Origin of the sequence: Shinella agrisoli (genome assembly GCF_046557955.1) — a bacterium.
Lineage (GTDB): Bacteria > Pseudomonadota > Alphaproteobacteria > Rhizobiales > Rhizobiaceae > Shinella.
Genome location: NZ_JBJIEP010000006.1, coordinates 111,952 through 138,289 on the forward strand (window position 1 = coordinate 111,952; position 26,338 = coordinate 138,289).

Here is a 26,338-nt window from a genome sequence, read left to right on the forward strand (position 1 = left end):
ACCCTCCAGCGCGCGGGCGGTCGCTGCCGTTTTTTCAAAGAAAACCCTTTAAAAATAATGACTTAGATTGATTATTTTATTGACATAAAGCCTTTGCCGTGGTTCCTTCGAAGGCGAGTAGAAGCACCGACAATTGCTCACCGTCTGTTGGAAGATGAGGCCGCGATGTCGATGCTGACTGCGAAAGGAACGCCCGGTTGCCCCCGTCTCGGGGGCGGTGTGCCGGCCGTTTTCCTCCGTCACCGGCATTTCCTGAGATCGCGGATCCACGCCCGGCTTGTCCCGGCATGGCGTTCATCGCGCGGCCCCGCATCGACCGGACCCTCTACGACAGGAGAAACCAATGATAATTGACCTAAGCTGCTATCCCACCGACCTGGTGGACCTGGCTTGGCGCCACGACGGGCCGCCGTTCACCGGCGACAAACTGCTGAAAATGATGGACGGGCCGTATTACGTGAACGGCAAGCCGCGCCGCGTCGACAAGGCCTTCATCCAGCCGCCGCAGGGCAACACCATCTACACCCACGATGTCCTGGACCTGGAGGGCAAGGCCGCCATCCGCCAGTATATGGCCTATACGGAAAAGATGGTGACCGAGCATCCGGACCGCTTCCTCGGCTGCTTCGTCTACAACCCGCGCTACGGCACGCAGAACGGCGCCGAGGAGATCGAACGCTACGCCAAGGAGTTCGATTTCAAGATGGTGCAGCTGCAGGCGAACATGCACGCCTACCGCCCCGACCGCGCCCTCGACTGGCTGCGCCCGGCCATGCGGAAATGCGCCGATCTCGGCCTGATGGTGAAGGTGCACACCGGCGACGGCCCGTACTCGATCCCGACGGAATTCTACCCGATCATCCGCGAGTTCCCGGAAGTGAACTTCATCCTCGCGCATTTCGGCGTGCAGACCGGCGGCGTCTACGTGTTCGAGCCGTTCCAGATGGCGCTCGACGCACCGAACGTCTACGCCGAATCCGGCTGGTGCCTCCAGTCGCGCATCGTCGAGTTCGCCAAGGAACTGCCCAGGCACAAGATCCTCTTCGGCTCCGACACGCCGCCGAACGAGCCGGGCATGTGGATCAACCTTCTCGAAGTCCTCTGCCACGAGCCGCCGCAGGGGCTCAACCTCGACGAGGAGACGCTGGAGGACTACCTCGGCAACAACGTCGCCCGCATGATCGGCCTGGAGCCGACCGCGCCGCCGGCCACCGTCGAGGAAGCCGAGGCGTATCTGCGCCAGCACGGCGTCGCGCTCGCCGCGTAAACCTGAACGGAGTGAACAATGATCATCGATACCCATCTTCACCCGACCAACCTCGTCGACGAGGCGTGGCGCCATACGGGCACGCCCTTTACCGGCGAGCGCATGCTCAAGCTGATGGACGGCCCCTACATGATCAACGGCAAGCCGCGCCGGATCGACATGGGCTTCATCCAGCCGCCGCCGGGCAATACCGGCTACCGCGACGGTAACCGCAAGGGCCGCGAGGGCATCCGCGACTACATGGCCTATTGCGCCGAGCTTTGCCAGAAGTACCCGGACCGCTTCATCGGCAACTTCAACTACAACCCGCGCTGGGGGCCTGAGAACGGCGCGGCGGAGCTGGAATTCCACGTCAAGGAATACGGCTTCAAGATGCTGAAGCTGCATGCCAACATGCACGGCTACCGTCCCGACCGGGCGCTCGACTGGCTGCGTCCGGCGATGAAGAAATGCGCCGAGCTCGGCGTGGTCGTCCTCATCCACACCGGCGACGGCCCCTACACCATCCCGACGATGTTCTACCCGATCATCCGCGAGTTCCCGATGGTCAACTTCATCATCGGCCATTTCGGCATCCAGACGGGCGGCAACTACTCGTTCGAATCCTTCTGGATGGCGATGGACACGCCGAACGTCTACTGCGAGTCCGGCTGGTGCTTCCAGTCGCGCATCGTCGAGTTCGCCCAGCAGCTGCCGAAGGACAAGATCGTCTTCGGCACGGACAGCCCGCCGAACGATCCGGGCATGTGGCTGCGCGAACTGGAAGTGCTCTGCAAGGACCCGCCGCACGGCATCAACCTCTCCGAGGACGATCTGGAAGGCTATCTCGGCAACAACATCGCCAAGCTCGTCGGCATCGACCCGACGCCGCCGCCGCGCGACCTGAAGGACGCCGAGGCGCGCCTCAAGGACAGCTACGCCGGCGTCGACCGCGCCACCGGCAGGCATCTGGAATTCGCGTGATTTGACGACGGCGGCGCCCTCCGGGGCGCCGTCAGGATGCTGACAAGGGCCGAAAGCCTCTCCTCCGGATGCTCGGGCTTGTCCCGAGCATCTGCAACGGATTGATCCTACGATCCGTCGGCAGATCCTCGGCACGAGGCCGAGGATGACGTGGAGTGTGAGGCGAGGTCCGTCAGCAAGCCGATTGTGCCTTCAGGCACGTGATACACCCGCAGCACCCGAGGCCGAGACATGAGAGAGCACCACAGGCAGGACGTCCGCCGCTTCCTGGCCGACTACCGGGAACAGCATCCCGAGGACGTCGTCACCATCGACCGGCCGGTCTCGGACGACCAGGACGCGACGGCGCTGATCTGGGCCCTTGCCGAAAAGGGCCGCCATCCGATGCTGCACCTGAAAAATGTAAGCGGCATCGGCGCGGAAGTCCTCTGCAACATCTTCGCCTCGCGCGAGCGCATCGCCCGCCTGCTGGGCTCGACGGCGGACAGGCTTCACGAGGCCTACCAGGCCCGCGCCAACCGGCCCTTCCCGCCGGAGGTGCTGGAAAGCGGCCCGATCACCGAGGAGATCGTCTCCGGCGAGGCCGTCGACCTCCATGCGCTGCCGATGCTGAAGCACTTCGACACGGACCGCGCGAAGTACATCACCAGCGGCATCATCATCGGCGAGCACCCGGAAACGGGCGCCGGCAATCTCAGCTATCACCGCGCGATGATCCATTCCAAGAACTCGCTCGCCACCTCGCTCCATTCGCGCGGCCATCTCTGGCGGCTGATGAACATGGCGAAGGAGAAGGGCAGGCCGATGCCGGTCGCCATGGTGATCGGCGGCCATCCGCTGTTCATGATCGCCGCCTCCGCCCGCCTTGCCTTCGGCGAGGACGAGCGCGACGTCGCCGGCGGCCTGATGGGCGAGCCGCTGCAGGTCGTGCGCACGCCGAGATACGGCATCCGCGTCCCCGCCCATGCCGAGATCGTGCTGGAAGGCGTGCTCGATCCCGAGGCGCATGTGGAGGAGGGGCCGTTCGGCGAGTTCACCGGCTATTCCTCCGACCGCTCGACCAACAACCTCTTCACCGTCGAGACCGTCATGCGCCGGCGCGACGCCATGCTCGTCTCGGTCGCGGGCGGCAATTCGGCCGAACACCTCAATCTCGGCCGCGTGCCGCGCGAGGCGGAGGTGGTGGAGAAGCTGAAGGCCCGCTTCCCCTCGATCACCGCCGTGCACTATCCCTCCTCCGGCACCCATTTCCACGCCTATATCGCGATGAACCAGACCCGCGAGGGCGAAGCGCGGCAGGTCATGCTCGGCCTTCTCGGCTGGGACCAGTACCTCAAGACCGTCGTGGTGGTGGATGCCGACGTGGACATCACCAGGGACGGCGAAGTCCTCTGGGCGCTCGCCACCCATTTCCAGCCGCACAAGGACGTCGTCATCATCGAGGGCCTGCCGGGCAATGCGCTCGACCCCTCGGCGAGCGGCATCGGCACGACCTCGCGCATGGGCCTCGACGCCACGCGCGGGCCGAACTTCCACGGCGTGCGCGCCCGCATCAGCGACGAGGCCGCGGCCCGGGCGGCGGCGCTCCTCGAAAGCGTGGGATAGGCGATGAGCGAGCGGCCAAGACGCATGATCGTCGGCATTTCGGGGGCGTCCGGGGTCGTCTACGGCAAGCGCATCCTCGAAGTGCTGCGCGACCTCGGCATCGAGACGCACCTGATCATGTCGCGCGCGGCCTGCATCACGCTCGCGGCCGAGGCCGATTTCACGAAGCAGGACCTCGAGGCGCTGGCGACGACCACCCATTCCAACAAGGACATCGGCGCGGTCTGTTCCTCCGGCTCCTACAGGACGCTCGGCATGATCGTCGCGCCCTGCTCGGTGAAGACCATGGCCGAGATCGCCACGGGCACGACCGACAACCTCCTGTCGCGCGCCGCCGACGTGGTGCTGAAGGAGCGCCGCCGGCTCGTGCTCATGCTGCGCGAGACGCCGCTCCATCTCGGCCATATCCGCAACATGGCGCAGGTGACGGAGATGGGCGGCATCATCTACCCGCCCGTCCCGGCCTTCTATGCGAGGCCCCAAAGCCTTGAGGAGATGGTCGACCACACGGTCGGCCGGGTGCTCGACCTCTTCGATCTCGACCCCGGCATCGTGCACCGCTGGCAGGGAACGCAGGGAGGAGCGGAATAGCATGGCCGCCCGCATCGCCCCCGATCCGGAAACCGCGCCCGAACCCCGTGCCGCCTTCCTGTCGGACGACGCGATCGAAATCCTCGCCTTCGCCGCGCAGTCGCTCGACGGGGGCCACGCCACGGCTCTCGTCACCCTCGTCGGGATCCGGGGCGGCGCCGCGCGCGCCATCGGCGCGCAGATGGCGGTGCGCGGGGACGGCCTCTACTGCGGCTTCGTCTCCGGCGGCTGTACCGAAGCGGCCGTCGCCGCCGAGGCCGTGATCGCCCTCGCGAAAGGCATGGACAGGAGCCTTCGCCTTGGCGAGGGCTCGCCGTTCTTCGACATCGTGCTGCCGTGCGGCGGCGGCATCACGCTCGCGATCCACGTCCTGCGCGACGCGGCCGTGCTGCACCGGGCGCTTGCGGCCTTGCGGCGGCGCATGCCCGTGCGCCTGCGCTATCATCCGTCCGGCGGAAGCCTGGCCTTCGAGGCGGGCGAGGGGCGGGGCGGCTGGGAAGACGATTGCTTCGTCCGGCAATACCGCCCGAAGGAACGGCTCGTCCTTGCCGGCACCCCCGCCGAAACCGGCGCGGTGGCGCGTGTCGCGGCCGCCGCCGGCTACGAGGTGCTGGCCGTCGAACGCGGCGGCGTGCCTTCACCCGGCGATCTCGACCGGGATACGGCCGTCGCGCTCCTCTTCCACGATGTCGAGCGGGAGATGCCGCTGCTCGAGCGCGCGCTTTCCTCACCCGCCTTCTACATCGGCGCGCTCGGCAGCCGCCGCACCCATGCGGCGCGCTGCGAGGCCCTGCGCCGGCGCGGCCACGGCGAGGCCGCGCTCGCCCGCATCAAGGCGCCGATCGGCATCTTCGACAAGGCGCGGGACTCCCGTTCCCTTTCCCTCTCGATCGTCGCCGACATCGCGCAGGCCCGCCTGTCTCTTGAGTGACGCACCCGGCGCGCTTCAAGCAGGGCGCCGCAGCAGGGCACGGACCCTCTCGAAGTCCTCGTTCATCGGCCGGTCGTCGCGGTAGGGCGGCACCAGGGCCCTGACGCGTTCGTAGAGCGCCTGCGTTCCCGCGGCGCGGGCAGCGGCGGAAGGCTGGCAATCGTAGGCCTCGGCCGCGGCCAGGAGCTCGATGGCGAGGATGCGTTCCAGGTTGTCGGCGACCGCGAGCGCCTTGCCGGCGGCGGGCGTGGCATGGGTGAGAATGTCTTCCTGAAGCGCCGAGGTGATGCCGCCGTCGAGGCTCGCCGGCGCGGCCAGCCGCCGGTTCTCGCCGACGAGCGCGGCCGCGGTGTATTGCGCGATCATGAAGCCCGAGCGGATGCCGCTGTCATCGGCGAGGAAGGCGGGAAGGCGGCTGACGAGCGGATTGACGAGCCGGTCTATCCGCCGCTCCGAGATCGCCGCGACGGAGGCGGCGGCGACGGCGAGGCTGTCCATCGCAAGCGCCAGCGAGGCGCCGATCGCATGGGCCTGCGAATGGACTTCCGGCCGTTCCGGCGTGCCGGCGACGGCCGGGTTGTCGGTCATGCTGGCGAGCTCGCGGTCCACGACCTCGCAGGCCTGCGCGAAGGCATCGCGCGCCGCGCCGTGCACATGCGGGATGCCGCGCAGGCTGAGCGGGTCCTGCGTCCTGCTGCCCGCGCTTTGCGAAAGCAGCGCGCTGCCGTCGAGATAGTCCCTGAGACGGCCGCCGACGAGGTGAAGCCCGGGCGACGTGCGCAGCGCCAGCGGGCCTTCGCGGAAAGTTCCCGCCTGGCTGCCGAGGTTCTCGTAGGTCATGGCGGCTGCGGCGTCCGCCCAGTCGAGCAGCCGCTCGACATGCGCAAGGGCGAGGCTGGCGAGCCCCGTCGCGCAGGGCGTGCCGTTGACGAGGCTGAGGCCTTCCTTCGCCTGGAGGACGAGCGGTCTTTCGCCGATGCGGGCCAGGGCCTCGCCGCCGGCGATGCGCTCGCCGCGGTGGACGGCATGGCCGCTGCCGATCAGGACCTGGCCGATCGCGGCGGCATGGGTGAGGTAGCCGACCGAGCCGCGCGCGGGCACGACCGGGATGCAGTCCTTGGCGAGGAGGGCGAGCAGCAGGTCGACGACCTCGGCGCGCACGCCGGAAAAGCCGTGCGCGAAGTTGTTGACCTGCGCGGCGACGATGGCGCGCGTCTCGGCCCTGCCGAGCGGCTCGCCGACGCCGCAGGCATGGCTCAGGACGATGTTGCGCGAAAGCGCTTCCTGGTGCTCGCGGCTGATCACGACATCGCAGAGCGCGCCGACGCCGGTATTTATGCCGTAGCCGCGGATGCCCCGTTCCACGAGTGAATCCACCACCGCCCGCGCCTTCAGGATGCGGGCCCTGGCATTCCCGGAGAGGACGGGCGCGGCGCCGTCCGCGATCGCGGCGATGTCGCGCCAGCGGAGCGGCCCGTCGAGAAGGATGGTCTCAGCCATGGGCATGCCCGGCAGGTTGGCGGCGCTGCACGAAGCGCGCGACATAGTCGGTCGCCGGCCTGTCGAGGATGTCGTCCGGCCGGCCGACCTGAACGAGCCCCCCGTCCTTGAGGATGGCGATCTCGGAGCCGATGCGGACGGCCTCGTCGAGGTCGTGCGTGATGAAGACGATGGTCTTGGAAAGGGTCTGCTGGAGTTGCAGGAGCTGGTCCTGCATGTCCGCGCGGATCAGCGGATCGAGCGCGCTGAAGGCCTCGTCCATCAGGATGACGTCCGTGTCGGCGGCAAGCGCCCGGGCCAGGCCGACACGCTGCTTCATGCCGCCCGACAGCGCGGACGGATACTTGTTCTCATAGCCCAGCAGTCCCACCGCCTCGATCCATTTCATGCCGATCGCGCGGGCATCGGCCTTCGAGACGCCGCGCACGCGCTGGCCGTAGACGACGTTCTGCAACACCGTGCGGTGGGGCATGAGGGCGAAGCTCTGGAACACCATGCTGACGCGCTGCATGCGGAAGCTGCGCAGCGCCTTGGCGTCAAAGCCGAGGATGTCGACGCCGTCGAAGCGGATCTCGCCGCTCGTCGGCGTGATGAGCTTGTTGATATGGCGCACCAGGGTCGACTTGCCCGAGCCGGACAGGCCCATGATGACGAAGATGCGCCCGGCGCCGATCGTCAGGCTGACGTCGCGCAGCGCGACGCTGCAGCCGGTTTCCGCCAGGATTTCCGACTTCGGCCTTCCCGCGCGCGCCAGCGCCAGGGCCGCATCGGTCTTGTTGCCGAAGATCTTGTAGACGTTGCGGATTTCTATGTCAGCCATGACGCGGATCCTCTGCGCGCGGTTTGCCGAAGCCCTGGGTGATGCGGTCGAGCACGATGGCGAGGATGACGATGCCGATGCCCGCCTCCAGCCCCTTGCCGACGTCGAGCGTCTGGATGCCGTTCAGCACCTGCTCGCCGAGGCCGCGCGCGCCGATCATCGAGGCGACGACGACCATCGACAGGGCCATCATGATCGTCTGGTTGAGGCCGGCCATGATCGTGGGCGTCGCCAGCGGCAGCTCGACGCCGAAGAGGATCTGGCCCGGGCTGCCGCCGAAGGCGGTCGCCGCCTCCACCACCTCGGCGTCCACCTGCCGGATGCCGAGATCGGTCAGGCGGATGAGGGGCGGCACGGCGTAGATGATCGTCGCGAGGATGGCCGGCACCTTGCCGAGGCCGAACAGCATCAGTGCCGGGATGAGGTAGACGAAGCTCGGCATGGTCTGCATGACGTCCAGCACGGGAAGCGTCACCGCGCGCACCGTGCGGCTCTTGGCCACCAGGATGCCGATCGGCACGCCGACGACCACGGAGACGATCGTCGCCATCAGCATGAGCGCAAGGCTTTGCATGGTGAGGTCCCACAGGCCCAGCACGCCGACGACGACGAGAAGAAGGCCGACGGCGACGGTCAGCGTCCAGCGCCGCGAGCTCCACCAGGCGAGCGCCATGAACAGGAGCACGATGCTCCACCACGGCAGGCCGCGCAGGACCCACTCGATGGCTAGCACCGCCTGAAGGATGACGTTCGAGATCGCCTTGAACACGCCGCCGTAGTTCATGACGAGCGTCTCGACGAACTGGTTGACGGGGCCTCGGATGGATAGCTTGAGTTCGTCCGGAAACATCGGATGCCTTTCGTGCCTTGCGGCCGCAAGGGCCGTGCGAAGGATCGCGAAACGGGCAGGCAGTCCCGGCGGTGGTGCGCCGGGCCTGCCTCACGCCGCGGCGATGGACCTACTGGAGGCTTGCCTCGATCTTCGTGCGCGCTTCCGGCGATACCCAGGCACCCCAGACATCCGCCTTGGTCTTCAGGAACTGCGCGGCCGCGGCGGCGGCGTCCGCCTTGTTGTCGACCATGTAGGCAAGGCTCGCGTTGACCTCTTCGAGCGGGAAGGTGGCCTTTTCCAGGATCTCTATGATTTCCGGGGCTTCCTTGGCGAAGGTGCTGTTGACGCCGTAGGCGACCTCCACCGACGGGAAGGCGCAGCCTTCCTCGCGCTTGCCGTTTGCGCTGCTCAGCTCCTTCCAGCACGCCTCGGAATAGGGCGGCTCCTCGAGCTGGACGAGCTTGAACTTGCCCATGACCGCGGTCGGCGACCAGTAGTAGAAGAGGATCGGCTCGCCCTGCAGGTAGGCGGAGGTGATGGCCGCATCGAGCGCCGTGCCCGTGCCGGGGCGGAAGTTCACGAAATGCTCGTCGAGCTTGTAGGCTTCGAGCTTGGCGGTGCTGATGCCCTCGCAAGTCCAGCCGGACGGGCAGTTCAGGAAGCGGCCCTTCGAGGGCTCCTCGGGGTCGGCGAAAAGCGCGACATATTTCGGGTCGGAGAGCTGCGAGACGCTCTTGAGGTCGGCCGCCGCCGGCTCGATGCCGCGCTCCTTGTCGCCCTTGACCAGATATTCCGGCACGAACCAGCCTTCGCTTGCGCCGACGAAGGTCTTGCCGACCGACAGGACCTTGCCCTCGGCGGCGGCCTTGTTCCAGGCGTCGCTGCGGCCGATCCACTCCTCGGCGAAGACCTGCACGTCGTTGTTGGCCGTCGCCTGTTCCAGCGTGACCGAGTTGCCGGGGATGGAATCCACCGCGCAGCCGTAGCCCTCGGCAAGGATCGTCTTCATGACCTCGGTGATGAAGGCGCCGCTTTCCCAGTCGATGCCGGCGAAGGTGACCGTCTTGCCGTCGCCGCAATAGGAGGCGTTGGCCGCGGCGGTGGAGGCGCCCAGCAGGAGCGCGGTCGCCATGGCTTTCAAAAGGATGTTGGACATTTCTCGTTCCCCTTGTTGAACGTAAACCGATCCTGCGCGCCCATGGCGCACGATCCACTCTTCCCGCCGCGTCCGTTCCGGATCTTGTCCCTCCCCAGCCGGCTGCCGAGGAATGGCTTGGCTTTCCTGTATTTGGTTGTATATGTAAGAAAGAATATTTTTGGCTGGCATGCAAGAGAAAAATAATCGAGAAGTGGGTCGGCGGTCGGGCGCAACAATCGATCGCGAGGATGGGAACGGGAGTGAATGTGACGCAGGCTGCTGAAAAATCAGGCCCTTACGAATGGGCATGCAATGCGGCGCCGCTCTATGCGGCCGTCAAGCACTATATCCGCGAGCGGATCGACAGCGGCGCCTGGCCCGCCAACCATCGCATACCCTCGGAAAACGAGCTCGTGTCGGAGCTCGGCATCAGCCGCATGACCGCGAACCGGGCGCTGCGCGAACTGGCGAGCGAGGGGGCGATCGTGCGCGTGCAGGGCGTCGGCTCCTTCGTGGCGACCCACAAGGCGAGTTCGGCCCTCTTCGACGTGCGCAACATCGCCGACGAGATTCGCGAGCGCGGGCACGAGCACGCCGCGCAGGTGCTGCTTCTCCAGGAGGAGGCCGTCAGCCCGGACCTGGCGGATGCGCTCGACCTTGCGGTCGGCTCGCGCATCTTCCACTCCATCCTCCTGCACAGCGAGAACGATGTGCCGATCCAGATCGAGGACCGCTTCGTCAACCCGGTCTTCGCCCCGCATTATCTCGACCAGGATTTCCACGCGATCACGCCGAATGCCTACCTGACGGAGGTCGCTCCGATCAGCCGCACGGAGCAGGTCGTCGAGGCGCTGCTGCCCCAGGCCTGGCAGGCAAAGCTGCTGGCGATCCCGAAGGCGGAGCCATGCCTCGCCATCCAGCGCCGCACCTGGTCGGGCGGCCAGAGCGCCACGTTCGTGAGGCTGTTCTATCCCGGTTCCCGGTATCGCCTGGAGGCCAGCTCCGGGTCTTCGGCCTGAGCCAAGAGGGCGCCAAGTTATATATGGTTGTACATACAACTGGCGCTTCGCCGGCCCTCTTGGCTGCGGTGCGCCACGGCTGCCGTCGGGAGCCCGCCGGGCGGCGCACGCGCATTCGAGCGCAGCCTGTCCTCGTTCAGAATTTCCGGCTGACGGAGAGCTTGAAGCTGCGGCCCGGCATGGCCGATATTCCGTCCGACAGGTAGGGGAAGTAATACTTGTCGAACAGGTTGTCGACGGCGGCGTGCACCTCGAGGCCCGCCAGCGGACCCTCCTGCGGCGTCCAGTCGATGGAAAGGCCGTGCACCGCATAGCCGCTGCTTTCGCGGCGGGCATAGGTCTCGCCGCCCTGCCTTGCCGGCGTGCGATGCTGGCGGGCGACGAAAAGCCCGTTCCAGCTGAACGACAGGTCGTGGTCCGCAACCCTGTAGCCGATCTGGACGTTGGCGGTGAGCGGCGCGAGGTCCTGCGTATAGGTGTCCGGGCCGTAGATGTTGTTGATCGCGCCGTGGCGCCTGCCGTTCATCCAGGAAACCCCGAGGTCGCCGAAGAGGGTGTCGGAATCGTAACGCGCCGTGAGCTCGAGGCCGTAGACCCTGTAGGAGGGCGTGTTCCAGTAGAACGGCACGCCTTTCACGCCGGCGAGGTTGGCCGCGCCGAAACGGCGCGTGACGGGATTGGTGACATGGTTGTGGAAGGCACTGAGCGAGGCAACCAGCGTGTCGCCGTTGCGCAAGACGTCGTCGAACTGCTGCGAGACGCCGAGGCTGATATTGTTGTTCCGCTCCGCCTTGAGGCCGCGCGAGGTGGCCGAAGCCGACGTCAGCGCGCTCTGGCTCGAATAGATCTCGTCGATGACCGGCGCGCGCATCGCATAGGCCCAGTCGGCGAAGAGCGTGGTGGCGGGCGTCGCCTCCCAGCGCAGGCTCAGCGCCGGAGTGAGGCCGGTATGGGAGACCGCCGAGTAGTCGTGGCCCGCGGCCGGGTCGTTGTAGCGCGGCGCGGCGTTCGGCACGCCCTTGGAGCGCACGTGATCGAACCGCAGGCCGGGCGTCACCTTGAACGTGTCCGTCAGGCCGATCTCGTCGCGCAAGAAGGCGGATATGGTCTGCTGCGTCCCCTCCGGCACGATCCAGGAGGCGTAGTACCCGTAATTGTGTTGCGCGCTGTTGCGGTTGGCGATGTCGTACATCCAGGAATCGCGCTCGTGGCGGACGAACTGCACGCCGTAGTTCGCCACGTGCGACAGGCCGCCGAGCTCGAAGCTCGACGTGTTCTCCGCCTCCAGCTTGATGTCGGTATATTGCACGTCGTCTTCCTGACCGCCGATCGTTGCGCTCGGCGTGAAGCCCGCGACGGTGGGGCGCGTCATGTTCAGGCCGGTCGAGGACAGGCTCGCCATGGCCTTGAAGTTCACCAGGTCGCTGTCGCCGAGATAGGAATATTTCAGCGTCGAGGAGAAATCCTCCATGTCGCGCAGGGCGAGCGCCCGCAGCCGCGCGAGCTCGTAGCCGTACCTGTCGATGGTGTATGCGGTGAGCCCGAGATCGCCGCGCACGCCCGCCGGCGGGCCCCAGTCCTCGGATTTGCCGTAGACCACCGATGCGCGCAGTTCGTGCCCGTCAAGTTCGGCGCCCGCATTGGCGGAGAAGGAGAGGAGCCTGTCGTTGGACGCGTCGTAGACCTTTCCGCCGCCGACGCGCATGTTGTCGCTCTTGCGCCAGATGACGGAGGCGAGCCCGTCATAGGTGACGGGGCCGCCGAAATCCGACTTGCCGTAGACCGCCGCCGAGCCCAGGCGCTGCTTGTTGGCGCTCTGGTAGCTCGTCTTGGTCCAGGCGCCGAGCGTCTGGCCCTCCTTCAGCATGTCCGCCGCCGTCTTGCTTTCCATCAGCACCGTGCCGCCGAAGCCGCCGTTGCCGTAGCGCACGGAGGTCGCCCCCTTCAGGATTTCCACCCGCTTGAGGAGTTCGGGGTCGACGAAGACCGTGCCCTGGTCGTAGCGCTCGAAATTCTTGGGCGCGCCATCGAGCAGGATGCGCACGTCCGAGGCGCGCGCGAAGCCGCGGATGGCAAGCGTCTGGCCCTGCAGGCGCACGCCGCCGCCGGCGTTGACGCCGGGTGTCCGGCGCAGGAGCTGCGGCAGGGAGTTCGCCTGCGCCGCCTCGATCTCTTCCGAATCGATTTCGGCGACACTCGGCGCGTCGCCGTTGAAGACGCGCCCGCCCTTGACGACGATGGCCTGGAGGGCCGTGCCGTCATCGGCGGCGGCGGCGGACGAACCGGACGCGGCATCCGCCGCCACCTCCACCTTCACCGTCCGCTCGCCGATGAACCGGTAGCGGATGCCCGTTCCGGCAAGCAGCCGCTCCAGCGCCTCCGTCGCCGTCATGTTCCCCGAGACCCGCGCGCTTGTGAGGCCGCCGGCGACCGATGCGTCGAACACCATCTGGAGGCCGGACTGGCTGGCGAGGCGGTTGAGCGCGCCCGCCAGGTTGCCGGCCGGAAGGTCGACGGCGATCCTCGGCTGCTGCGCTTCGGCGCGGACGGGCAGGACTGCGGTGGCCGCGCCCGAAAGCAGGAGGGCAAGCAGCGAGGCGCGCGCCTTGCGGCGAAAAATCCGGTTTCTCGATGTCATGATGGGCCTATCTCCGGGCAGCAAAATCCGTTTCTGCCGTGCGAACGAATGAGCCTGTCGTTCCGGGACACCCCGCCGCGAAAAATTTCCGCTCAGTAGAGGATGGTCACATAGGGGCCGACGCGGGCGACGCGGATTGCGAACGCGGCGGCAAGATCGCCGAGCGCGGCGGCGGGATCGGAAAGATCGAAATTGCCCGAAAGGCGCTTCCTGCGCAGCGCGTCGCGCGTCACGACGATCCGGCCGGGCAGGTAGCGCTCGAAGGTTTCCACCACCTCCGCCAGGGGCCTGTCCTCGAAGATGAAGCGCCCCGAGCGCCAGGCGGCGACCGACACGGGATCGACCGTTTCCACGCTGCCGAGCCTTCCGTCCGGCGTATAGTCGACCTGCTGGTTCTCCTCGAGCCGGCTGCCGGCGCCCGCCGCGTCCGTCCTGACCAGGACGCTGTGCTCCAGCACTGTCACGCTGGTTCCGTCCTCGCGCCGGTTGACGTCGAAGGCGGTGCCGAGCGCCGTCGCCGTGCCGCCGGCGGCCTCCACCGAGAAGGGGCGGGCCGCATCCGGCGCCACATCCACGAAGATCTCGCCGCGCAGCAGCACCAGGCGCCGTTCCGCCTGCGTGAAGCGCAGCGCGATCGCCGAATCCGCGTTCAACGTCACCGTCGAGCCGTCCGGCGTCGTGACGACCTTGCGTTCAGCCGTGCCGGACATGTGGTCCGCGCGAAGGCGCAGGGGAACGTCGGCGAGATAGAGGCCGCCGACCAGGGCGATCCCGGCCAGTGCCGCGACCGTCCTTCCGGTCCGGCCGGAGGAGCGCTTGCCGCCGGCCTCGGCAAGGAAGGTCCCGTCGCTCGCGACGAGCGCGCTGGCATCGCCCATGAGACATCGCACGCGCTCATAGGCCCGGGCATGCCGTTCGTCGGCCGCAAGCCATCGCCGGAAGCCCGCATCCAGGGCCGTGTCGTCGGGCCGGTCGCGGCGCCTCAGCAGCCAGTCCACCGCCTCCTCGCGCACGGCCCTTTCCGTTCTCGCCGCCTCCGTCACAGCGTTTCCTCCAGGCATTCCAGGCAATGCAGGTAGGCCTTGCGCAAATGGCGGTCCACCATGTTCCGGCTGATGCCGCTGCGGGCGGCGATCTGTTCCGAGGTCAACTGGCCGATGCAGCTTGCCAAGAAGACCTGCCGGCGCTGGAGGGACATGTCCATGATCGCCCGGCGCAGGAGCCTCAGCCGGTGGTCCCTGTCCGCCAGCGCATCCGCATCGGGAAACGCCTGGGGCACGCCGAGCGCCTCCTCGGCGCTTCCGGAAAAGAGCCTGCGCTCGAACTGGGCGCGGCGCAGGCGGTCGATGCCGAGATTGGCGCAGGCGCGTATGAGGAAGGCGCGCACGAGCGAGCGGTTTTCCGGAAGCCGCGGCTTTCCCGTCAGGCGCAGGTAAAGGTCGTGCACGATTTCCTGGGAGGCCGCCGCGCTGTGGCCGCGCCGGCTCATGGCGCGGCACAGATCCTCGTAATAGAGTTGGACGGCGTCATCGACGAACGCGCGTGACGTGGGCTTGCTCCACATAGGACGGATTTCCGGTCGGCACGGATTGAGCGATCCCGCTGCAATAAGTCAAAAAACACCGGGTGGCAATAAACATGACTTAATTAATCATGTATTGCCCCGGGCCGAGGCGCCTCAAGGCCGGTCGAGGGATGGCGGAGGCCGAAAATACCCGGTTTCCACCGCGCGGTGCCGGTCACCCGCCTTTCGAAAGTGTCACATGGCTGTCAAGCAAGAGGGGTAGGGAGCGGTGACCTTTTCGGAAGGATGTCCTCATGAAAACGCTTGTCTGCCTCGTCGCCCTGCTTGCCGCCGCCCCCGCCTCCGCCGCGAACCTCGTGCTCTATACCAGCCAGCCGAACGAGGACGCGCAGGCGACCGTGGACGGCTTCATGGCAGCCAATCCGGACATCAAGGTGGACTGGGTGCGTGACGGCACGCCGAAGATCATGGCCAAGCTCCAGGCCGAGATCGCGGCCGGCAACCCGGTTGCCGACGTGCTGCTGATCGCCGACACCGTCACGCTCGAGCGCCTCAAGCAGGAGGGCAGGCTGCTTGCCTACAAGTCGCCGGAGGCGGCCAGCTACGACGCCAGCCTCTACGACAAGGACGGCTACTACTATTCGACCAAGCTGATCACCACCGGCATCGTCTACAACACCGGTGCCGCGATGAAGCCGGCAAGCTGGCAGGATCTGGCGAAGCCGGAAGCCAAGGGGCTCGTGACGATGCCGAGCCCGCTCACCTCGGGCGCCGCCCTCATCCACGCCCAGACGCTGACGGCCGTCGACAGCCTCGGCTGGGACTATTACAAGGCGCTTGCCGAGAACGGCGCGACCGCTGCCGGCGGCAACGGCGCCGTGCTGAAGGCCGTCGCCTCGGGTGAAAAGGCCTATGGCATGGTGGTCGACTACATGCCGATCCGCGAGAAGGCGAAGGGCGCGCCGGTCGAGTTCGTCTTCCCGGCCGAGGGCGTTTCCGCCGTGACCGAGCCGGTCGGCATCCTCGCCTCGTCCAAGAATGCCGAGGCGGCCAGGAAGTTCGTCGATTACGTCCTCTCGGTTCCGGGCCAGGAAGGCTTCGTCAAGCTCGGTTATATCCCGGCCCGCAGCGGCGTGGCCATGCCGGAAGGCTTTCCGGCGCGCGAGGCGATCCGCGTCCTGCCGCTCGATGCCGCGACGGCGCTCGGGAACACCGACGCGGACCTGAAGACGTTCTCCGGCCACTTCGGCTCCAACTGAGGCCCGCTTCCGCCTCCATGTACGGTTACGTCCGCCCGGGAAGCAGCCAGCCGGCCTGGCTGTTTCCGTTTGTCGCCGGTGTGGTCGCCGTTCTCAGCGTGCTGCCGCTCGCGCGGCTCGCCATGGTGGGCATCGCCGCCCTTGCGGACGGCGGCGCCGTCGCCGTGTTCACCGACCGCGCGCTCTGGATGGCGGCCTACCACACGCTCGTCACCGCGGTTCTCGGGACCGCCATTTCGCTGGCCATCGGCTCGCTCTTCGCCTTCCTGCTGACGCTCACCGATATTCCGGCGCGGGGGCCGATCGGCTTCCTCTTCGTGCTGCCGATGATGATCCCGCCGCAGGTGACGGCGCTCGCCTGGGTGCAGATGTCCGGCCCCTCCAGTCCTCTGCTCAAGGCGCTGCACATCGCCCCGCCGCTCGGCGCGCCGCAGCCGCTCTATTCGGTCGGCGGCATCGCCCTGCTCTACGGCGTGCAGCACGCGCCGCTCGTCTATCTCGCGCTGCGGGCGGGGCTGACGGCCGTGCCGCGCGACGGCATCGAGGCTGCGCGCCTTTCCGGCGCCGGCGCCTTTCGCGCCTTCCGCCAGATCGTCGTGCCGCTCGCCATGCCCGGCCTGATCGCAGGGGCGGCCATCTCCTTCGTCTCCTGCATCGGCAATTTCGGCATTCCGGCGATCCTCGGCATCCCCGCCTCGATCTATACGCTCGCGACGCTGATCTTCACCAAGTTCGCGGCCTTCACCGACCGCACCTTCGGCGAGGTCGCGGTGCTTTCGGCCGTCATCGCGCTCATCTCGGTGGCCGGGCTTGCCGTGCAGGAACGGGCGCTCGGCGGCCGCGACTATCGCATCCTCGGCCAGGCGGGCGCGGCGGCGACGTTCCGGATCGGCGCGTGGAAGACCGTCTTCCTGCCCCTCCTCCTGGCCGCGCTTTTCTTCATGCTGGTCGCCCCCTTCCTTGCGCTGCTCGCCGGCGCCCTGGTGCCGGCCTTCGGCGTGCCGCTGACCTTCGAAACCCTCTCGTTCCACGCCTTCGAGGAAGTGCTGCTGCGCCAGGCGGTCACACGCACGGCCTTCGCCAATTCGCTGTTCCTCGCGGCGGTCACGGCGGCCGGCCTGCTCTTCCTGTCGGTGGCCGCCGGCTATGTGCTGACGCGCCGGCGGGACGCCGCCTCCCGCCTCGTCGCCGGCCTCATCGAGATTCCCTATGCGCTGCCGGGCATCATCATCGCCGTCGCCTTCATCCTCGTCTTCGCCGCGCCGCTGCCGGTCTTCGGCGTCACGCTCTACGGTACGATCTGGATCATCCTCCTTGCCTATTTCGCGAGCTTCTTCGCCGTCAGCCTCAAGCCCGTCGTCAGCGCCTACCGCCAGCTCGACCCGGCGCTGGAGGAGGCCGCGCGGCTGGCCGGCGCCGGCTTCTTCAGGCGCCTGAAGGATATCCTCGTGCCGCTCGTTGCGCCCGCGGCCGGCGCCTCCGTCATCCTGGTCTTCCTCATCGCCTGCAACGAGCTGACGGTGTCGGCGCTGCTGTGGTCGGCAGGCACCCAGACCCTCGGCGTCGTCATCTACAATCTCGACGACAGCGGCGGCTCCGACCTCGCCTCGGCGCTCTCCGTGCTCGTCGTCCTCATGGTCGTTGCCATGATGCTGCTGCTGGAGCTCATGGCAAGGCACCTGCCGAAGGGGGTGGTGCCGTGGCGAAGCTGATCCTCAACAATGTCGGCAAGGACTTCGGCAGCGGCCGGCCGGCGGTGAGCGGCCTTTCGCTCGAGGTGCGCGAGGGCGGCTTTCTTGCGCTGCTCGGCCCGTCCGGCTGCGGCAAGACCACGGTGCTGCGCATGATCGCCGGCTTCGAGGCGCCGAGCGACGGGGCGATCTTCCTCGGCGAGAGGCTGCTTGCCAATGCCGCGCAGTCGCTGCCGCCCGAGCGGCGCAACATGGCAATGGTGTTCCAGTCCTACGCGCTCTGGCCGCACATGAGCGTCGCCGACAATGTCGGCTATCCGCTGAAGGTGCGCGGCGTTTCAAGGGAGGCCTACCGCAGCCGGATAGGCGAGGCGCTGGAGACGGTGCGGCTCGCCGACCACGCCGATCGCCGGCCGGCGGAGCTTTCCGGCGGCCAGCGGCAGCGGGTGGCGCTGGCGCGCTGCCTCGTCACCCATCCGGACGTCGTGCTGCTCGACGAGCCGCTCGCCAATCTCGACCGGCATCTGCGGCAGGAGATGGAGGAGACCTTCCGCGAGTTCCACCAGCGCTCCGGCGCGACCATGATCTACGTCACCCACGACCAGAGCGAGGCGATGGCGCTTGCGACGGACGTGGCGGTCATGTCGCAGGGAAAGCTCCTGCAGGTGGCCCCGCCGGAGGAGATCTACGCCCGGCCCGAGGGCCGCCTCGTCGGCAGCCTCATCGGACGCGGCGCCGTCCTTTCCCTCGCCCTGCCGGAGGGCGCGCCGCGAAAGCTCGGCCGGGACATGCTGCGCGGTCTGTTCGCGGCGCTGCTTTCCGGCCACGGGCCGAAGGCCGACATCCTCGTGCGCCCGGAGGATGTCCATCTTTCCGGCGAGGGTGCCGCGGCGCGGGTCCGCTCCTCGCTCTATGAGGGGGAACGCTACAGCCTGACGCTGGAGCTGGAGGACGGCCAGATCCTTCGCGCCTTCAGCCGCCACCGGCCGGGGGCCGGAGACACGGTGCATGTGACGGTCGCCTCCGCCTGGCGGCTCTAGCGGGCGCCGGAAAGCCGCGATCAAATAATCATGAGAAAAGGTTTTCCCATCTTGACTTTTCCCATGCGCAAAGGTTTTCTCAAAGCAGATTTGGAGGGAGGCCAGACTGAGTACCCAGCGCAACAGGACAGTCCGCGCAACCATTCACGATGTCGCCCGGGCGGCGGGCGTCAGCGTGTCGACCGTGTCGAAGGCATTGAACGGCAATGGCCGGATGGCGGCCGAGACGCGGGCGAGGATAAAGCAGGTGGCCGAGGGCATCGGCTTCCGGCCCAATGCGCTCGCGCGGGGACTGCTCTTCAGCCGTTCCTTCACCATCGGCCTCCTGACGAACGACACCTACGGCCGCTTCACCCTGCCTGTGATGGCGGGGGTGTCCGAAGCGCTGGTGGATCAGGGCGTTTCGGTCTTCCTCTGCGCGATTGAGGACGATCCGGCCCTGGGGAAGATCCATGTCGACGCCATGCTGGACAAGCAGGTGGACGGCATCATCGCCACGGGAAAACGCGTCGACCGCTCGCTTCCGGTCGACCTTTCGGGGCTTCCGGTTCCGGTCGTCTACGCCTTCACCGACGGCGCGCCGGACAGCGTCACGCTGACCTCGGACGATGCGCACGGGGCGGGCCTTGCGACCGACTGGCTGCTTGGCCTCGGCCGGCGGCGGCTGGTGCACGTCACGGGGCCGGAAAGCTTCGCCTCGGTGCGCGAGCGCGCCCGCGCCTTCCGCGCCCATGCGGGGGAGGGCGCCGAGGTGCTTTCCGGCATCTGGGCGGAAAGCTGGGGGCACGAGGCCGTCGGCCGCCTGTGGTCGGGGGACGGGGAGAAGCCGGACGGCATCTTCTGCGGCAACGACCAGATCGCGCGCGGGGTGATCGACGCGCTGCGCGAGCGGGGGGTCCGCGTGCCGGAGGACGTTTCCGTCATCGGCTTCGACAATTGGGAGATCATGGCCGCCCAGGCGCGCCCGCCGCTGACCTCGGTGGACATGAACCTGAAGGAGCTCGGCAAGGAGGCGGGCCGGACCGTGCTGGCGCTCGCCGAAGGCAAGCATATCGAGCCGGGCCTGCGCAAACTGCCGTGCCGGCTCGTCGTGAGGCAGTCCTGTGGAGGCGGGCAGGCCTGATTGAAGAGAGGAGGCGGACGCGTCGGGCGACGCTCCGCGATATGGAGGAAAAAGTCATGCTCAGGAAACTATTGGCCGCGACGTGCCTGTTCTCGGCCGCCATGCTGTCGACCGCGTCCGCGGAGACCATCTCCATGTGGGTGCGCTCGGGTATCGGCGACTCCTTCAAGGAGGTCGTCAAGGCCTACAACGCGAAGGGCGGCGATACGGTCGAACTGACCGAAGTGCCCTTCGCCGAGCTGGTCCAGAAATACGCGACCGCGATCGCCGGCGGCCAGGCGCCCGACGCCCTGTCCCTCGACCTGATCTATACGCCCGCCTTCGCGGCCGCGGGCCAGCTGGAGGACCTGACCGACTGGGCGAAGTCGCTGTCCTACTTCGATGCCCTGGCGCCGGCCCATGTGAAGCTCGGCACCTACGAGGGCAGGAACTACGGCCTGCCGCTGTCCATCGAGACCTCGATCTTCGCCTGGAACAAGGATCTCTACCGCAAGGCCGGCCTCGATCCGGAAAAGGCGCCGGCGACCTGGGAGGAGATCACCGCCAACGCGGAAAAGATCCGCGCGCTCGGCGGCGACACCTACGGCTTCTACTTCTCCGGCGGCGGCTGCGGCGGCTGCATGATCTTCACCTTCACGCCGCTCGTCTGGGGCGCCGGCGCTGATATCCTGTCGGAGGACGGCAAGACGGCGACGCTCGATACGCCGCAGATGCGCAAGGCGGTCGACATCTACCGCAACCTCGTCGCCAAGGACACGGTCCCGGCCGGCGCGGCCAGCGACAACGGCGTCAACTTCCTGTCGATCACCAACGGCAGGATCGGCCAGCAGAGCCTCGGCGCCTTCGCCATCGGCACGCTGGTGACGCAGCATCCGGAGATCGACTTCGGCGTGACGCTGATCCCGGGCGTCGACGGCAACCCGTCCTCCTTCGCCGGCGGCGACAATTTCGTCGTGACCAAGGGCACGCCGCGGCTCGACAAGGTCAAGGCCTTCCTGGAATACACCTATTCGCTCGAAGGCCAGAAGATCATGGCCAAGTACGGCAGCCTGCCGACGCGCTCGGACATCGCCGACGAGGTGCTGGCCGGCCTCGATCCGCGCCTCGGCGTCGCCATGAAGGCGGTCTCGGTCGCCAAGACGCCCTATACGCTGCAGTTCAACGACCTGATCAACTCGTCGAACGGGCCGTGGGCGACGTTCATCAACGCCGCCATCTACGGCGACGACGTCGACGGCGCCTTCGCGAACGCGCAGGCCGAGATGCAGTCGATCATCGACGCGGCGCAGTAAGGCGCCGACGAGGGTCGGGCCTCTCTCCCGCCCGAGCCGCGGGGAGGAGCCGCAGGGCTCCTCCCCAGACCCCAAGACCGAGAGCGACCAACATGACGATGCCCATCACCGCATCCAGGCCGCCCCATGCGCGGCGCCGGCGAAAGAGGACAGGCTGGGCCGGCCTCCTCTACATCGCGCCCGCCATGGCCCTGGTCACGGTGTTCTTCGTGATCCCCGTGCTGTTCACGCTCTGGATGAGCCTTCACCGCTGGCCGCTGCTCGGCGCGCCGAGCTGGATCGGGCTCGGCAACTACACCCGCATGGTCACGGACGCGCGCTTCTTCACCGCCCTCGGCTTCACCGCGCACTATACGGTGGTGGTCACCATCGCGATCTTCGCCGTCGCCTTCCCGCTCGCCGTCTTCGTGGAGAAGCAGAGGCCGCTGGTCTCCGCCTACCGCACGATCATCTTCCTGCCCGTGGTCGTCGGCCTCGCCTCCGCCTCGCTGCTCTGGGTGTGGCTGGCCAATGTCGACAGCGGGCTGTTCGCGCCGCTGCTGGAGGCGCTCGGCCTGACCCGGGGGCGGGTGAACCTGCTTGCGACCTTCGACACCGCCTTCCTCACCATCATCGTCATGGTGGTCTGGAAGATCGCCGGCTTCACCATGATCATCCTCCTGACCGGCCTGCAGGCGATACCGGCCGAGCTGACGGAGGCGGCGCGGATCGACGGCGCGCGCCGCTGGCAGCGCTTCCGGCACCTGACGCTGCCGCTGATGCGCCGCACGCTGGCGCTGGCGCTGATCCTGTCCATCACCGGCTCGATCCTCGCCTTCGACCAGTTCTACATCATGACCTCCGGCGGGCCGCAGAACCGGATGATCTCCGTGGTCTACTACATCTTCAACCAGTCCTTCGTGTCGTTCAACCTCGGCTACGGCGCGGCCCTGTCCATCGCGCTCCTCGCCATCCTCCTCGCCATCAGCATCGTGCAGCTCTGGCTGCTCAGGGTGGGAGACGAGCGCCCATGACGACCCGCCGGGAGACCCGCGCCCGCAAGGCGCTCCGCAACCGCATCGCCTACCATGGCGTGGGCATCGGCACGGCCTTCTTCTTCCTCGCGCCGTTCCTCGTCGGCCTCCTCGCCTCGTTCCGGCCGAACAGCGAAAGCGGGCAGCCGCCGCTGCCGCCATGGCCGGCATCCGGCTTCAGCATAGACGCCTATCGCGCGCTGGACGGGTTCGGCGCGGGCGTGTGGCAGCACACGGTGAACTCGCTCGTGGTGTCGCTGGGCACCGTCGTGCTGACCGTCGCGGTCAGCGTGCTCGCCGGCTACGGCTTCTCGCGCTACCGCTTCCCGCTCAAGAACGCGCTGTTCGTGCTGATCATCGCCACGCTGATGATCCCGTTCCAGTCGATCCTGACGCCGCTCTTCATCATCCTGGCCAGGCTCGGCCTCAACAATTCGCTGTTCGGGCTGATGCTGATCTACGTGACGCTGCAATTGCCGTTCTCCGTCTTCATGATGCGCAACGCCTTCGACGCGGTGCCGAAGGAGATCGAGGAGGCGGCGCGCATCGACGGCGCGCGCGATCTCAGGCTGCTGTTCCGCGTCCTCATGCCGCTCGTCATGCCGGGCGTCGCGACGGTCTCGATCTTCGCCTTCCTCAACGCCTGGAACGAGTTCCTGGCCGCGCTCGTGCTGCTCTCCAGCAACGAGAACTACACGCTGCCGGTGCTGATGACCGCGGTGCGCGCAGGAAGGCTCGGCGCCATCAACTGGGGCGCCGTGCAGGCGGGCGTGACCGTGATGGTCGTGCCCTGCCTCTTCGTCTTCCTTCTCCTGCAACGCTACTACATGCGCGGGCTCATGGCCGGCGCGGTGAAATGACAGAAAGTGAAAGCGAGCCCATGAGCAAGACCCGTAAAGACCGCCAGTTCCGCCCCGTCGCCGTTCCCGACGTCGAGGTCGGGGGATTCTGGGGCAAGTGGCAGGACGCCGTTTGCGACTCCACCGCCGAGACGCTGCTCGACCGCTGCGTGGAGGCCGGCATGGTCAAGGCCATCGACGTCGACCAGCCGAGCCCCGGCATCGTCATTCCGATCCAGGAATGGGGCGGCACGACGCAGATGTTCTGGGATTCCGACCTCGGCAAGTCGATCGAGACCATCGCCTATTCGCTCTACCGCAAGCCGAATCCGAAGCTGGAGGCGCGGGCGGACGCGATCATCGACATGTACGGGAAGCTCCAGGACAAGGACGGTTACCTGAACGCCTGGTTCCAGCGCGTGCAGCCGGACCGGCGCTGGACGAATCTGCGCGACCATCACGAGCTCTACTGCGCCGGCCACCTGATCGAGGCCGCCGTCGCCTATTACCAGGCGACGGGAAAGCGCAAGCTGCTCGACATCATGTGCCGCTACGCCGACTACATGATCAAGGTGTTCGGCCACGGCCCGGGCCAGATCCCCGGCTATTGCGGCCACGAGGAGATCGAGCTGGCGCTCGTCAAGCTCGCCCGCGTGACCGGCGAGACGAAATATCTCGACCTCTCCAAGTTCTTCATCGACGAACGGGGAACCGAGCCGCACTTCTTCACAGAGGAGGCGAGGCGCGACGGCCGCGACCCGAAGGACTTCATCCAGAAGACCTACGAATACGGCCAGGCCCATCAGCCGGTGCGCGAGCAGAAGAAGGTGGTGGGCCATGCCGTGCGCGCCATGTACCTCTATTCGGGCATGGCGGACATCGCCACCGAATACAGGGACGACAGCCTGACGGACGCGCTGGACGTGCTGTGGGACGACGTCGTGACGAAGCAGATGTACATCACCGGCGGCATCGGCCCCTCGGCGTCCAACGAAGGGTTCACGGACTACTACGACCTGCCGAACGACACGGCCTATGCCGAGACCTGCGCGTCGGTCGGCCTCGTCTTCTGGGCGAACCGGATGCTCGGCCGCGGGCCGGACCGGCGCTATGCCGACATCATGGAACAGGCGCTCTACAACGGTGCCCTGCCGGGCCTGTCGATCGACGGCAAGACCTTCTTCTACGACAACCCGCTGGAATCGACGGGCAGGCACCATCGCTGGAAATGGCACCATTGCCCCTGCTGCCCGCCGAACATCGCGCGCCTCGTCACGTCGATCGGCTCCTACATGTATGCGGTGGCCGACGACGAGGTCGCGGTGCATCTCTACGGCGAAAGCACCCTCAGGGCCGAGCTTGCCGGCGGCGTGAAGGTCACGCTGAGGCAGGAGACCAGCTATCCCTGGGACGGCGCCATCGCTTTGACGGCGGCGCTCGCCGCGCCTGCCCGGTTCGCGCTGTCCCTGCGCATTCCCGAATGGGCGGAGGGCGCGACGCTCAGCGTCAACGGCCAGATGCTGGACCTTCCGGCGCTGACCGGCGACGGCTATGCCCGGATCGAGCGCGAATGGGCGGACGGCGACCGCGTGGCGCTGTTCCTGCCGCTTTCGCTGCGGCCGCAATATGCCAGCCCGAAGGTGCGCCAGGACGTCGGCCGGGTGGCGCTGATGCGCGGGCCGCTGGTCTATTGCGCCGAGGAGGTCGACAATGGCGGCGACCTCAACGCGATCGTCATCCCGCGGGAGCTGCCGCCGGCGACATCCGCGGTGCTTGCCGACCTCAACGGCGCCGTCGCCGTCGACCTTGCCGCCGAACGGGAGGATACGGCAGGCTGGGGCGAAGCGCTCTACCGCCCCGCGCCGGCGGACCGCAAGCCGGCGACGGTGCGGCTGGTGCCCTATCATCTGTGGGACAACCGCGCGCCGGGCAGCATGCTCGTCTGGCTGCAGGCCGGCAGATAGGACCGGAACCGATGGCTACCGAACCGAGGCCCGCAAGCCTGACCCTGACCGACGTGCGCAAGAGCTTCGGCAGCCTCGCCGTCATCCACGGCGTGGACCTTTCGATCGGCGAGGGCGAGTTCGTCGTCTTCGTCGGCCCGTCCGGCTGCGGGAAATCGACGCTGCTGCGCATGATCGCCGGGCTGGAGGAGGTCACCGAGGGCGAGATCGCCATCAAGGGGCGCGACGTCACCGACCTCGATCCCTCGGACCGCGGCATCGCCATGGTCTTCCAGTCCTACGCGCTCTATCCGCATATGAGCGTTCGCGACAATCTGGCCTTCGGCCTGAAGATGTCGCGGACGGACGCGGCGGAAATCGAGCGGCGCGTCGCCCAGGCCTCGTCGATCCTGAAGATCGATCACCTGCTCGACCGGCGCCCCGGCCAGCTTTCCGGCGGCCAGCGGCAGCGGGTGGCCATCGGGCGCGCGATCGTGCGGAAGCCCGACGTCTTCCTGTTCGACGAGCCGCTCTCGAACCTCGATGCGGAGCTGCGCGTGTCGATGCGCATCGAGATCGCGCGGCTGCACCGCGACCTCGGCAACACCATGGTCTACGTGACCCACGACCAGACGGAGGCGATGACGCTGGCCGACCGCATCGTCATCCTGCGCGACGGCCGGATCGAGCAGGTCGGCACGCCGCGGCAGGTCTACGAGGACCCGGCCAATACCTTCGTGGCGGGGTTCATCGGCTCGCCGCGCATGAACCTTCTGGAGGGGCGCTGGACGGCGGGCGGCGTCCTGCTCGGTGAGACCCTGCTGCCCGCGCCCGCGCTGCACGCCCCGCCCTCCGAGGGCGCCTCGGTGAAATTCGGCATCCGGCCCGAACATATCCGGATCGCGGGAGCGGGCCAGGACGGCGTGCCGGCCGTCGTGGAGTTCAGCGAATATCTGGGCGGCACCTGCTTTCTCTATTGCCGGCTGGCGGAAGGCCAGAGCGTCACCATCGAGAACAGGGGCGAGGCGCAGCCTGAAAACGGCGAGGCCGTCAGGCTCGTCTTTCCCGCGGCGCGCAGCTTCGTGTTCGAAGCCGGCGGCCTGCGCCTGCGATAGGCCGGACGGAACCGGACGCCGTCCCTTCCTGGAGGCGTTCCGGCGTCCGGGGCTCCGCCAGGGCCAGCGCATAGCGTGTATGGAAGGCGACGCGCGCCAGCTCGATCGTATAGGCGAGCGCGATCAGGCTCGGCTGCCCGAGATTCTGCGGCATCCTTTCTATAACCCATGTTATCCGGCAATCGTGATCGATA

Annotated in this window: 22 protein-coding genes; 15 read left to right on the forward strand and 7 right to left on the reverse strand. The window is 67.5% G+C overall.

Features of this window, described 5'->3' with window-relative positions; genetic code table 11:
* The first annotated feature begins 343 nt into the window (after positions 1 to 343).
* The 5 genes from ACIIOY_RS07890 to ACIIOY_RS07910 all read left to right on the forward strand — a co-directional run bounded on the left by ACIIOY_RS07890 (position 344) and on the right by ACIIOY_RS07910 (position 5,357).
* Positions 344 to 1,267, forward strand: a complete 924-nt coding sequence (locus ACIIOY_RS07890; protein WP_411034097.1) for an amidohydrolase family protein — start codon at positions 344 to 346, stop codon at positions 1,265 to 1,267.
* 18 nt (positions 1,268 to 1,285) lie between these two features.
* Positions 1,286 to 2,230 (forward strand): amidohydrolase family protein, encoded by a 945-nt coding sequence (locus ACIIOY_RS07895; RefSeq protein WP_411034098.1) that lies wholly within the window; start codon positions 1,286 to 1,288, stop codon positions 2,228 to 2,230.
* Between the two features lie 231 nt (positions 2,231 to 2,461).
* Positions 2,462 to 3,835 (forward strand): UbiD family decarboxylase, encoded by a 1,374-nt coding sequence (locus ACIIOY_RS07900; RefSeq protein WP_411034099.1) that lies wholly within the window; start codon positions 2,462 to 2,464, stop codon positions 3,833 to 3,835.
* Between the two features lie 3 nt (positions 3,836 to 3,838).
* On the forward strand, positions 3,839 to 4,426 hold the full coding sequence (locus ACIIOY_RS07905) for a UbiX family flavin prenyltransferase (protein ID WP_411034100.1): 588 nt from the start codon (positions 3,839 to 3,841) through the stop codon (positions 4,424 to 4,426).
* A 1-nt stretch (position 4,427) separates the two neighbouring features.
* Entirely contained in the window at positions 4,428 to 5,357 is a 930-nt protein-coding gene (locus ACIIOY_RS07910) for an XdhC family protein (RefSeq protein WP_411034101.1), read from the forward strand.
* A 15-nt stretch (positions 5,358 to 5,372) separates the two neighbouring features.
* On the opposite strand, the gene ACIIOY_RS07915 is transcribed toward ACIIOY_RS07910, so the two are convergent.
* From ACIIOY_RS07915 to ACIIOY_RS07930, 4 genes are all read right to left on the reverse strand, one after another.
* Positions 5,373 to 6,857, reverse strand: coding sequence for an HAL/PAL/TAL family ammonia-lyase (locus ACIIOY_RS07915; protein WP_411034102.1), 1,485 nt, complete (start codon positions 6,855 to 6,857; stop codon positions 5,373 to 5,375).
* The gene (locus ACIIOY_RS07920; RefSeq protein WP_411034103.1) at positions 6,850 to 7,677 is read right to left on the reverse strand and encodes an ATP-binding cassette domain-containing protein; all 828 of its coding nucleotides are present in this window, start codon (positions 7,675 to 7,677) and stop codon (positions 6,850 to 6,852) included. The genes ACIIOY_RS07915 and ACIIOY_RS07920 overlap by 8 nt, the downstream gene beginning before the upstream one ends.
* Complete coding sequence (locus ACIIOY_RS07925) at positions 7,670 to 8,527, reverse strand: ABC transporter permease (protein ID WP_411034104.1); 858 nt, start codon at positions 8,525 to 8,527, stop codon at positions 7,670 to 7,672. The genes ACIIOY_RS07920 and ACIIOY_RS07925 overlap by 8 nt, the downstream gene beginning before the upstream one ends.
* Positions 8,528 to 8,636: 109 nt before the next feature.
* Entirely contained in the window at positions 8,637 to 9,665 is a 1,029-nt protein-coding gene (locus tag ACIIOY_RS07930; RefSeq protein WP_411034105.1) for an ABC transporter substrate-binding protein, read from the reverse strand.
* Between the two features lie 248 nt (positions 9,666 to 9,913).
* On the opposite strand from ACIIOY_RS07930, the gene hutC reads away from it, so the two are divergent.
* Complete coding sequence (gene hutC, locus ACIIOY_RS07935; RefSeq protein WP_411034106.1) at positions 9,914 to 10,666, forward strand: histidine utilization transcriptional repressor HutC; 753 nt, start codon at positions 9,914 to 9,916, stop codon at positions 10,664 to 10,666.
* 136 nt (positions 10,667 to 10,802) lie between these two features.
* Here the strand turns inward: hutC and ACIIOY_RS07940 are convergent, their stop codons facing one another.
* The 3 genes from ACIIOY_RS07940 to ACIIOY_RS07950 all read right to left on the reverse strand — a co-directional run bounded on the left by ACIIOY_RS07940 (position 10,803) and on the right by ACIIOY_RS07950 (position 14,868).
* A complete protein-coding gene (locus ACIIOY_RS07940; RefSeq protein WP_411034107.1) occupies positions 10,803 to 13,304 on the reverse strand; it encodes a TonB-dependent receptor in 2,502 nt (833 codons plus the stop codon).
* A gap of 92 nt (positions 13,305 to 13,396) precedes the next feature.
* Positions 13,397 to 14,347, reverse strand: coding sequence for a FecR family protein (locus ACIIOY_RS07945; RefSeq protein ID WP_411034108.1), 951 nt, complete (start codon positions 14,345 to 14,347; stop codon positions 13,397 to 13,399).
* Positions 14,344 to 14,868, reverse strand: a complete 525-nt coding sequence (locus ACIIOY_RS07950) for an RNA polymerase sigma factor (protein ID WP_411034109.1) — start codon at positions 14,866 to 14,868, stop codon at positions 14,344 to 14,346. Before ACIIOY_RS07950 ends, ACIIOY_RS07945 begins: the two co-directional genes overlap by 4 nt.
* 254 nt (positions 14,869 to 15,122) lie before the next feature.
* Between ACIIOY_RS07950 and ACIIOY_RS07955 the strand changes: the two genes are divergently transcribed.
* The 9 genes from ACIIOY_RS07955 to ACIIOY_RS07995 all read left to right on the forward strand — a co-directional run bounded on the left by ACIIOY_RS07955 (position 15,123) and on the right by ACIIOY_RS07995 (position 26,144).
* Complete coding sequence (locus ACIIOY_RS07955) at positions 15,123 to 16,088, forward strand: ABC transporter substrate-binding protein (protein WP_411034110.1); 966 nt, start codon at positions 15,123 to 15,125, stop codon at positions 16,086 to 16,088.
* A gap of 17 nt (positions 16,089 to 16,105) precedes the next feature.
* On the forward strand, positions 16,106 to 17,800 hold the full coding sequence (locus tag ACIIOY_RS07960) for an ABC transporter permease (protein WP_411034111.1): 1,695 nt from the start codon (positions 16,106 to 16,108) through the stop codon (positions 17,798 to 17,800).
* Positions 17,788 to 18,819, forward strand: coding sequence for an ABC transporter ATP-binding protein (locus ACIIOY_RS07965; protein WP_411034112.1), 1,032 nt, complete (start codon positions 17,788 to 17,790; stop codon positions 18,817 to 18,819). The genes ACIIOY_RS07960 and ACIIOY_RS07965 overlap by 13 nt, the downstream gene beginning before the upstream one ends.
* A gap of 142 nt (positions 18,820 to 18,961) precedes the next feature.
* The gene (locus ACIIOY_RS07970; protein ID WP_411034278.1) at positions 18,962 to 19,942 is read left to right on the forward strand and encodes a LacI family DNA-binding transcriptional regulator; all 981 of its coding nucleotides are present in this window, start codon (positions 18,962 to 18,964) and stop codon (positions 19,940 to 19,942) included.
* A gap of 56 nt (positions 19,943 to 19,998) precedes the next feature.
* Positions 19,999 to 21,234: an ABC transporter substrate-binding protein gene (locus tag ACIIOY_RS07975; protein WP_411034113.1), complete on the forward strand. Its 1,236-nt coding sequence runs from the start codon at positions 19,999 to 20,001 to the stop codon at positions 21,232 to 21,234.
* A 98-nt stretch (positions 21,235 to 21,332) separates the two neighbouring features.
* On the forward strand, positions 21,333 to 22,247 hold the full coding sequence (locus ACIIOY_RS07980; RefSeq protein WP_411034279.1) for a carbohydrate ABC transporter permease: 915 nt from the start codon (positions 21,333 to 21,335) through the stop codon (positions 22,245 to 22,247).
* Positions 22,244 to 23,107 carry a carbohydrate ABC transporter permease gene (locus ACIIOY_RS07985; protein WP_411034114.1) on the forward strand — a complete coding sequence of 288 codons (864 nt, stop codon included), beginning with the start codon at positions 22,244 to 22,246 and terminating at the stop codon, positions 23,105 to 23,107. The genes ACIIOY_RS07980 and ACIIOY_RS07985 overlap by 4 nt, the downstream gene beginning before the upstream one ends.
* 20 nt (positions 23,108 to 23,127) lie before the next feature.
* Positions 23,128 to 25,050: a glycoside hydrolase family 127 protein gene (locus tag ACIIOY_RS07990; RefSeq protein WP_411034115.1), complete on the forward strand. Its 1,923-nt coding sequence runs from the start codon at positions 23,128 to 23,130 to the stop codon at positions 25,048 to 25,050.
* An 11-nt stretch (positions 25,051 to 25,061) separates the two neighbouring features.
* The gene (locus tag ACIIOY_RS07995) at positions 25,062 to 26,144 is read left to right on the forward strand and encodes an ABC transporter ATP-binding protein (RefSeq protein WP_411034116.1); all 1,083 of its coding nucleotides are present in this window, start codon (positions 25,062 to 25,064) and stop codon (positions 26,142 to 26,144) included.
* The last annotated feature ends 194 nt before the right edge of the window (positions 26,145 to 26,338 follow it).

What these genes read in the sequence shown, in the direction of transcription:
- ACIIOY_RS07900 (WP_411034099.1), top strand. Translation starts at nt 2,462, where the DNA reads ATGAGAGAGCACCACAGGCAGGACGTCCGCCGCTTCCTGGCCGACTAC.
- ACIIOY_RS07950 (WP_411034109.1), bottom strand. Translation starts at nt 14,868, where the DNA reads ATGTGGAGCAAGCCCACGTCACGCGCGTTCGTCGATGACGCCGTCCAA.
- ACIIOY_RS07890 (WP_411034097.1), top strand. Translation starts at nt 344, where the DNA reads ATGATAATTGACCTAAGCTGCTATCCCACCGACCTGGTGGACCTGGCT.
- ACIIOY_RS07995 (WP_411034116.1), top strand. Translation starts at nt 25,062, where the DNA reads ATGGCTACCGAACCGAGGCCCGCAAGCCTGACCCTGACCGACGTGCGC.
- ACIIOY_RS07940 (WP_411034107.1), bottom strand. Translation starts at nt 13,304, where the DNA reads ATGACATCGAGAAACCGGATTTTTCGCCGCAAGGCGCGCGCCTCGCTG.
- ACIIOY_RS07955 (WP_411034110.1), top strand. Translation starts at nt 15,123, where the DNA reads ATGAAAACGCTTGTCTGCCTCGTCGCCCTGCTTGCCGCCGCCCCCGCC.
- ACIIOY_RS07895 (WP_411034098.1), top strand. Translation starts at nt 1,286, where the DNA reads ATGATCATCGATACCCATCTTCACCCGACCAACCTCGTCGACGAGGCG.
- ACIIOY_RS07975 (WP_411034113.1), top strand. Translation starts at nt 19,999, where the DNA reads ATGCTCAGGAAACTATTGGCCGCGACGTGCCTGTTCTCGGCCGCCATG.
- ACIIOY_RS07930 (WP_411034105.1), bottom strand. Translation starts at nt 9,665, where the DNA reads ATGTCCAACATCCTTTTGAAAGCCATGGCGACCGCGCTCCTGCTGGGC.
- ACIIOY_RS07980 (WP_411034279.1), top strand. Translation starts at nt 21,333, where the DNA reads ATGCCCATCACCGCATCCAGGCCGCCCCATGCGCGGCGCCGGCGAAAG.
- ACIIOY_RS07915 (WP_411034102.1), bottom strand. Translation starts at nt 6,857, where the DNA reads ATGGCTGAGACCATCCTTCTCGACGGGCCGCTCCGCTGGCGCGACATC.
- ACIIOY_RS07990 (WP_411034115.1), top strand. Translation starts at nt 23,128, where the DNA reads ATGAGCAAGACCCGTAAAGACCGCCAGTTCCGCCCCGTCGCCGTTCCC.
- ACIIOY_RS07905 (WP_411034100.1), top strand. Translation starts at nt 3,839, where the DNA reads ATGAGCGAGCGGCCAAGACGCATGATCGTCGGCATTTCGGGGGCGTCC.
- ACIIOY_RS07910 (WP_411034101.1), top strand. Translation starts at nt 4,428, where the DNA reads ATGGCCGCCCGCATCGCCCCCGATCCGGAAACCGCGCCCGAACCCCGT.
- ACIIOY_RS07925 (WP_411034104.1), bottom strand. Translation starts at nt 8,527, where the DNA reads ATGTTTCCGGACGAACTCAAGCTATCCATCCGAGGCCCCGTCAACCAG.
- ACIIOY_RS07920 (WP_411034103.1), bottom strand. Translation starts at nt 7,677, where the DNA reads ATGGCTGACATAGAAATCCGCAACGTCTACAAGATCTTCGGCAACAAG.
- ACIIOY_RS07960 (WP_411034111.1), top strand. Translation starts at nt 16,106, where the DNA reads ATGTACGGTTACGTCCGCCCGGGAAGCAGCCAGCCGGCCTGGCTGTTT.
- ACIIOY_RS07985 (WP_411034114.1), top strand. Translation starts at nt 22,244, where the DNA reads ATGACGACCCGCCGGGAGACCCGCGCCCGCAAGGCGCTCCGCAACCGC.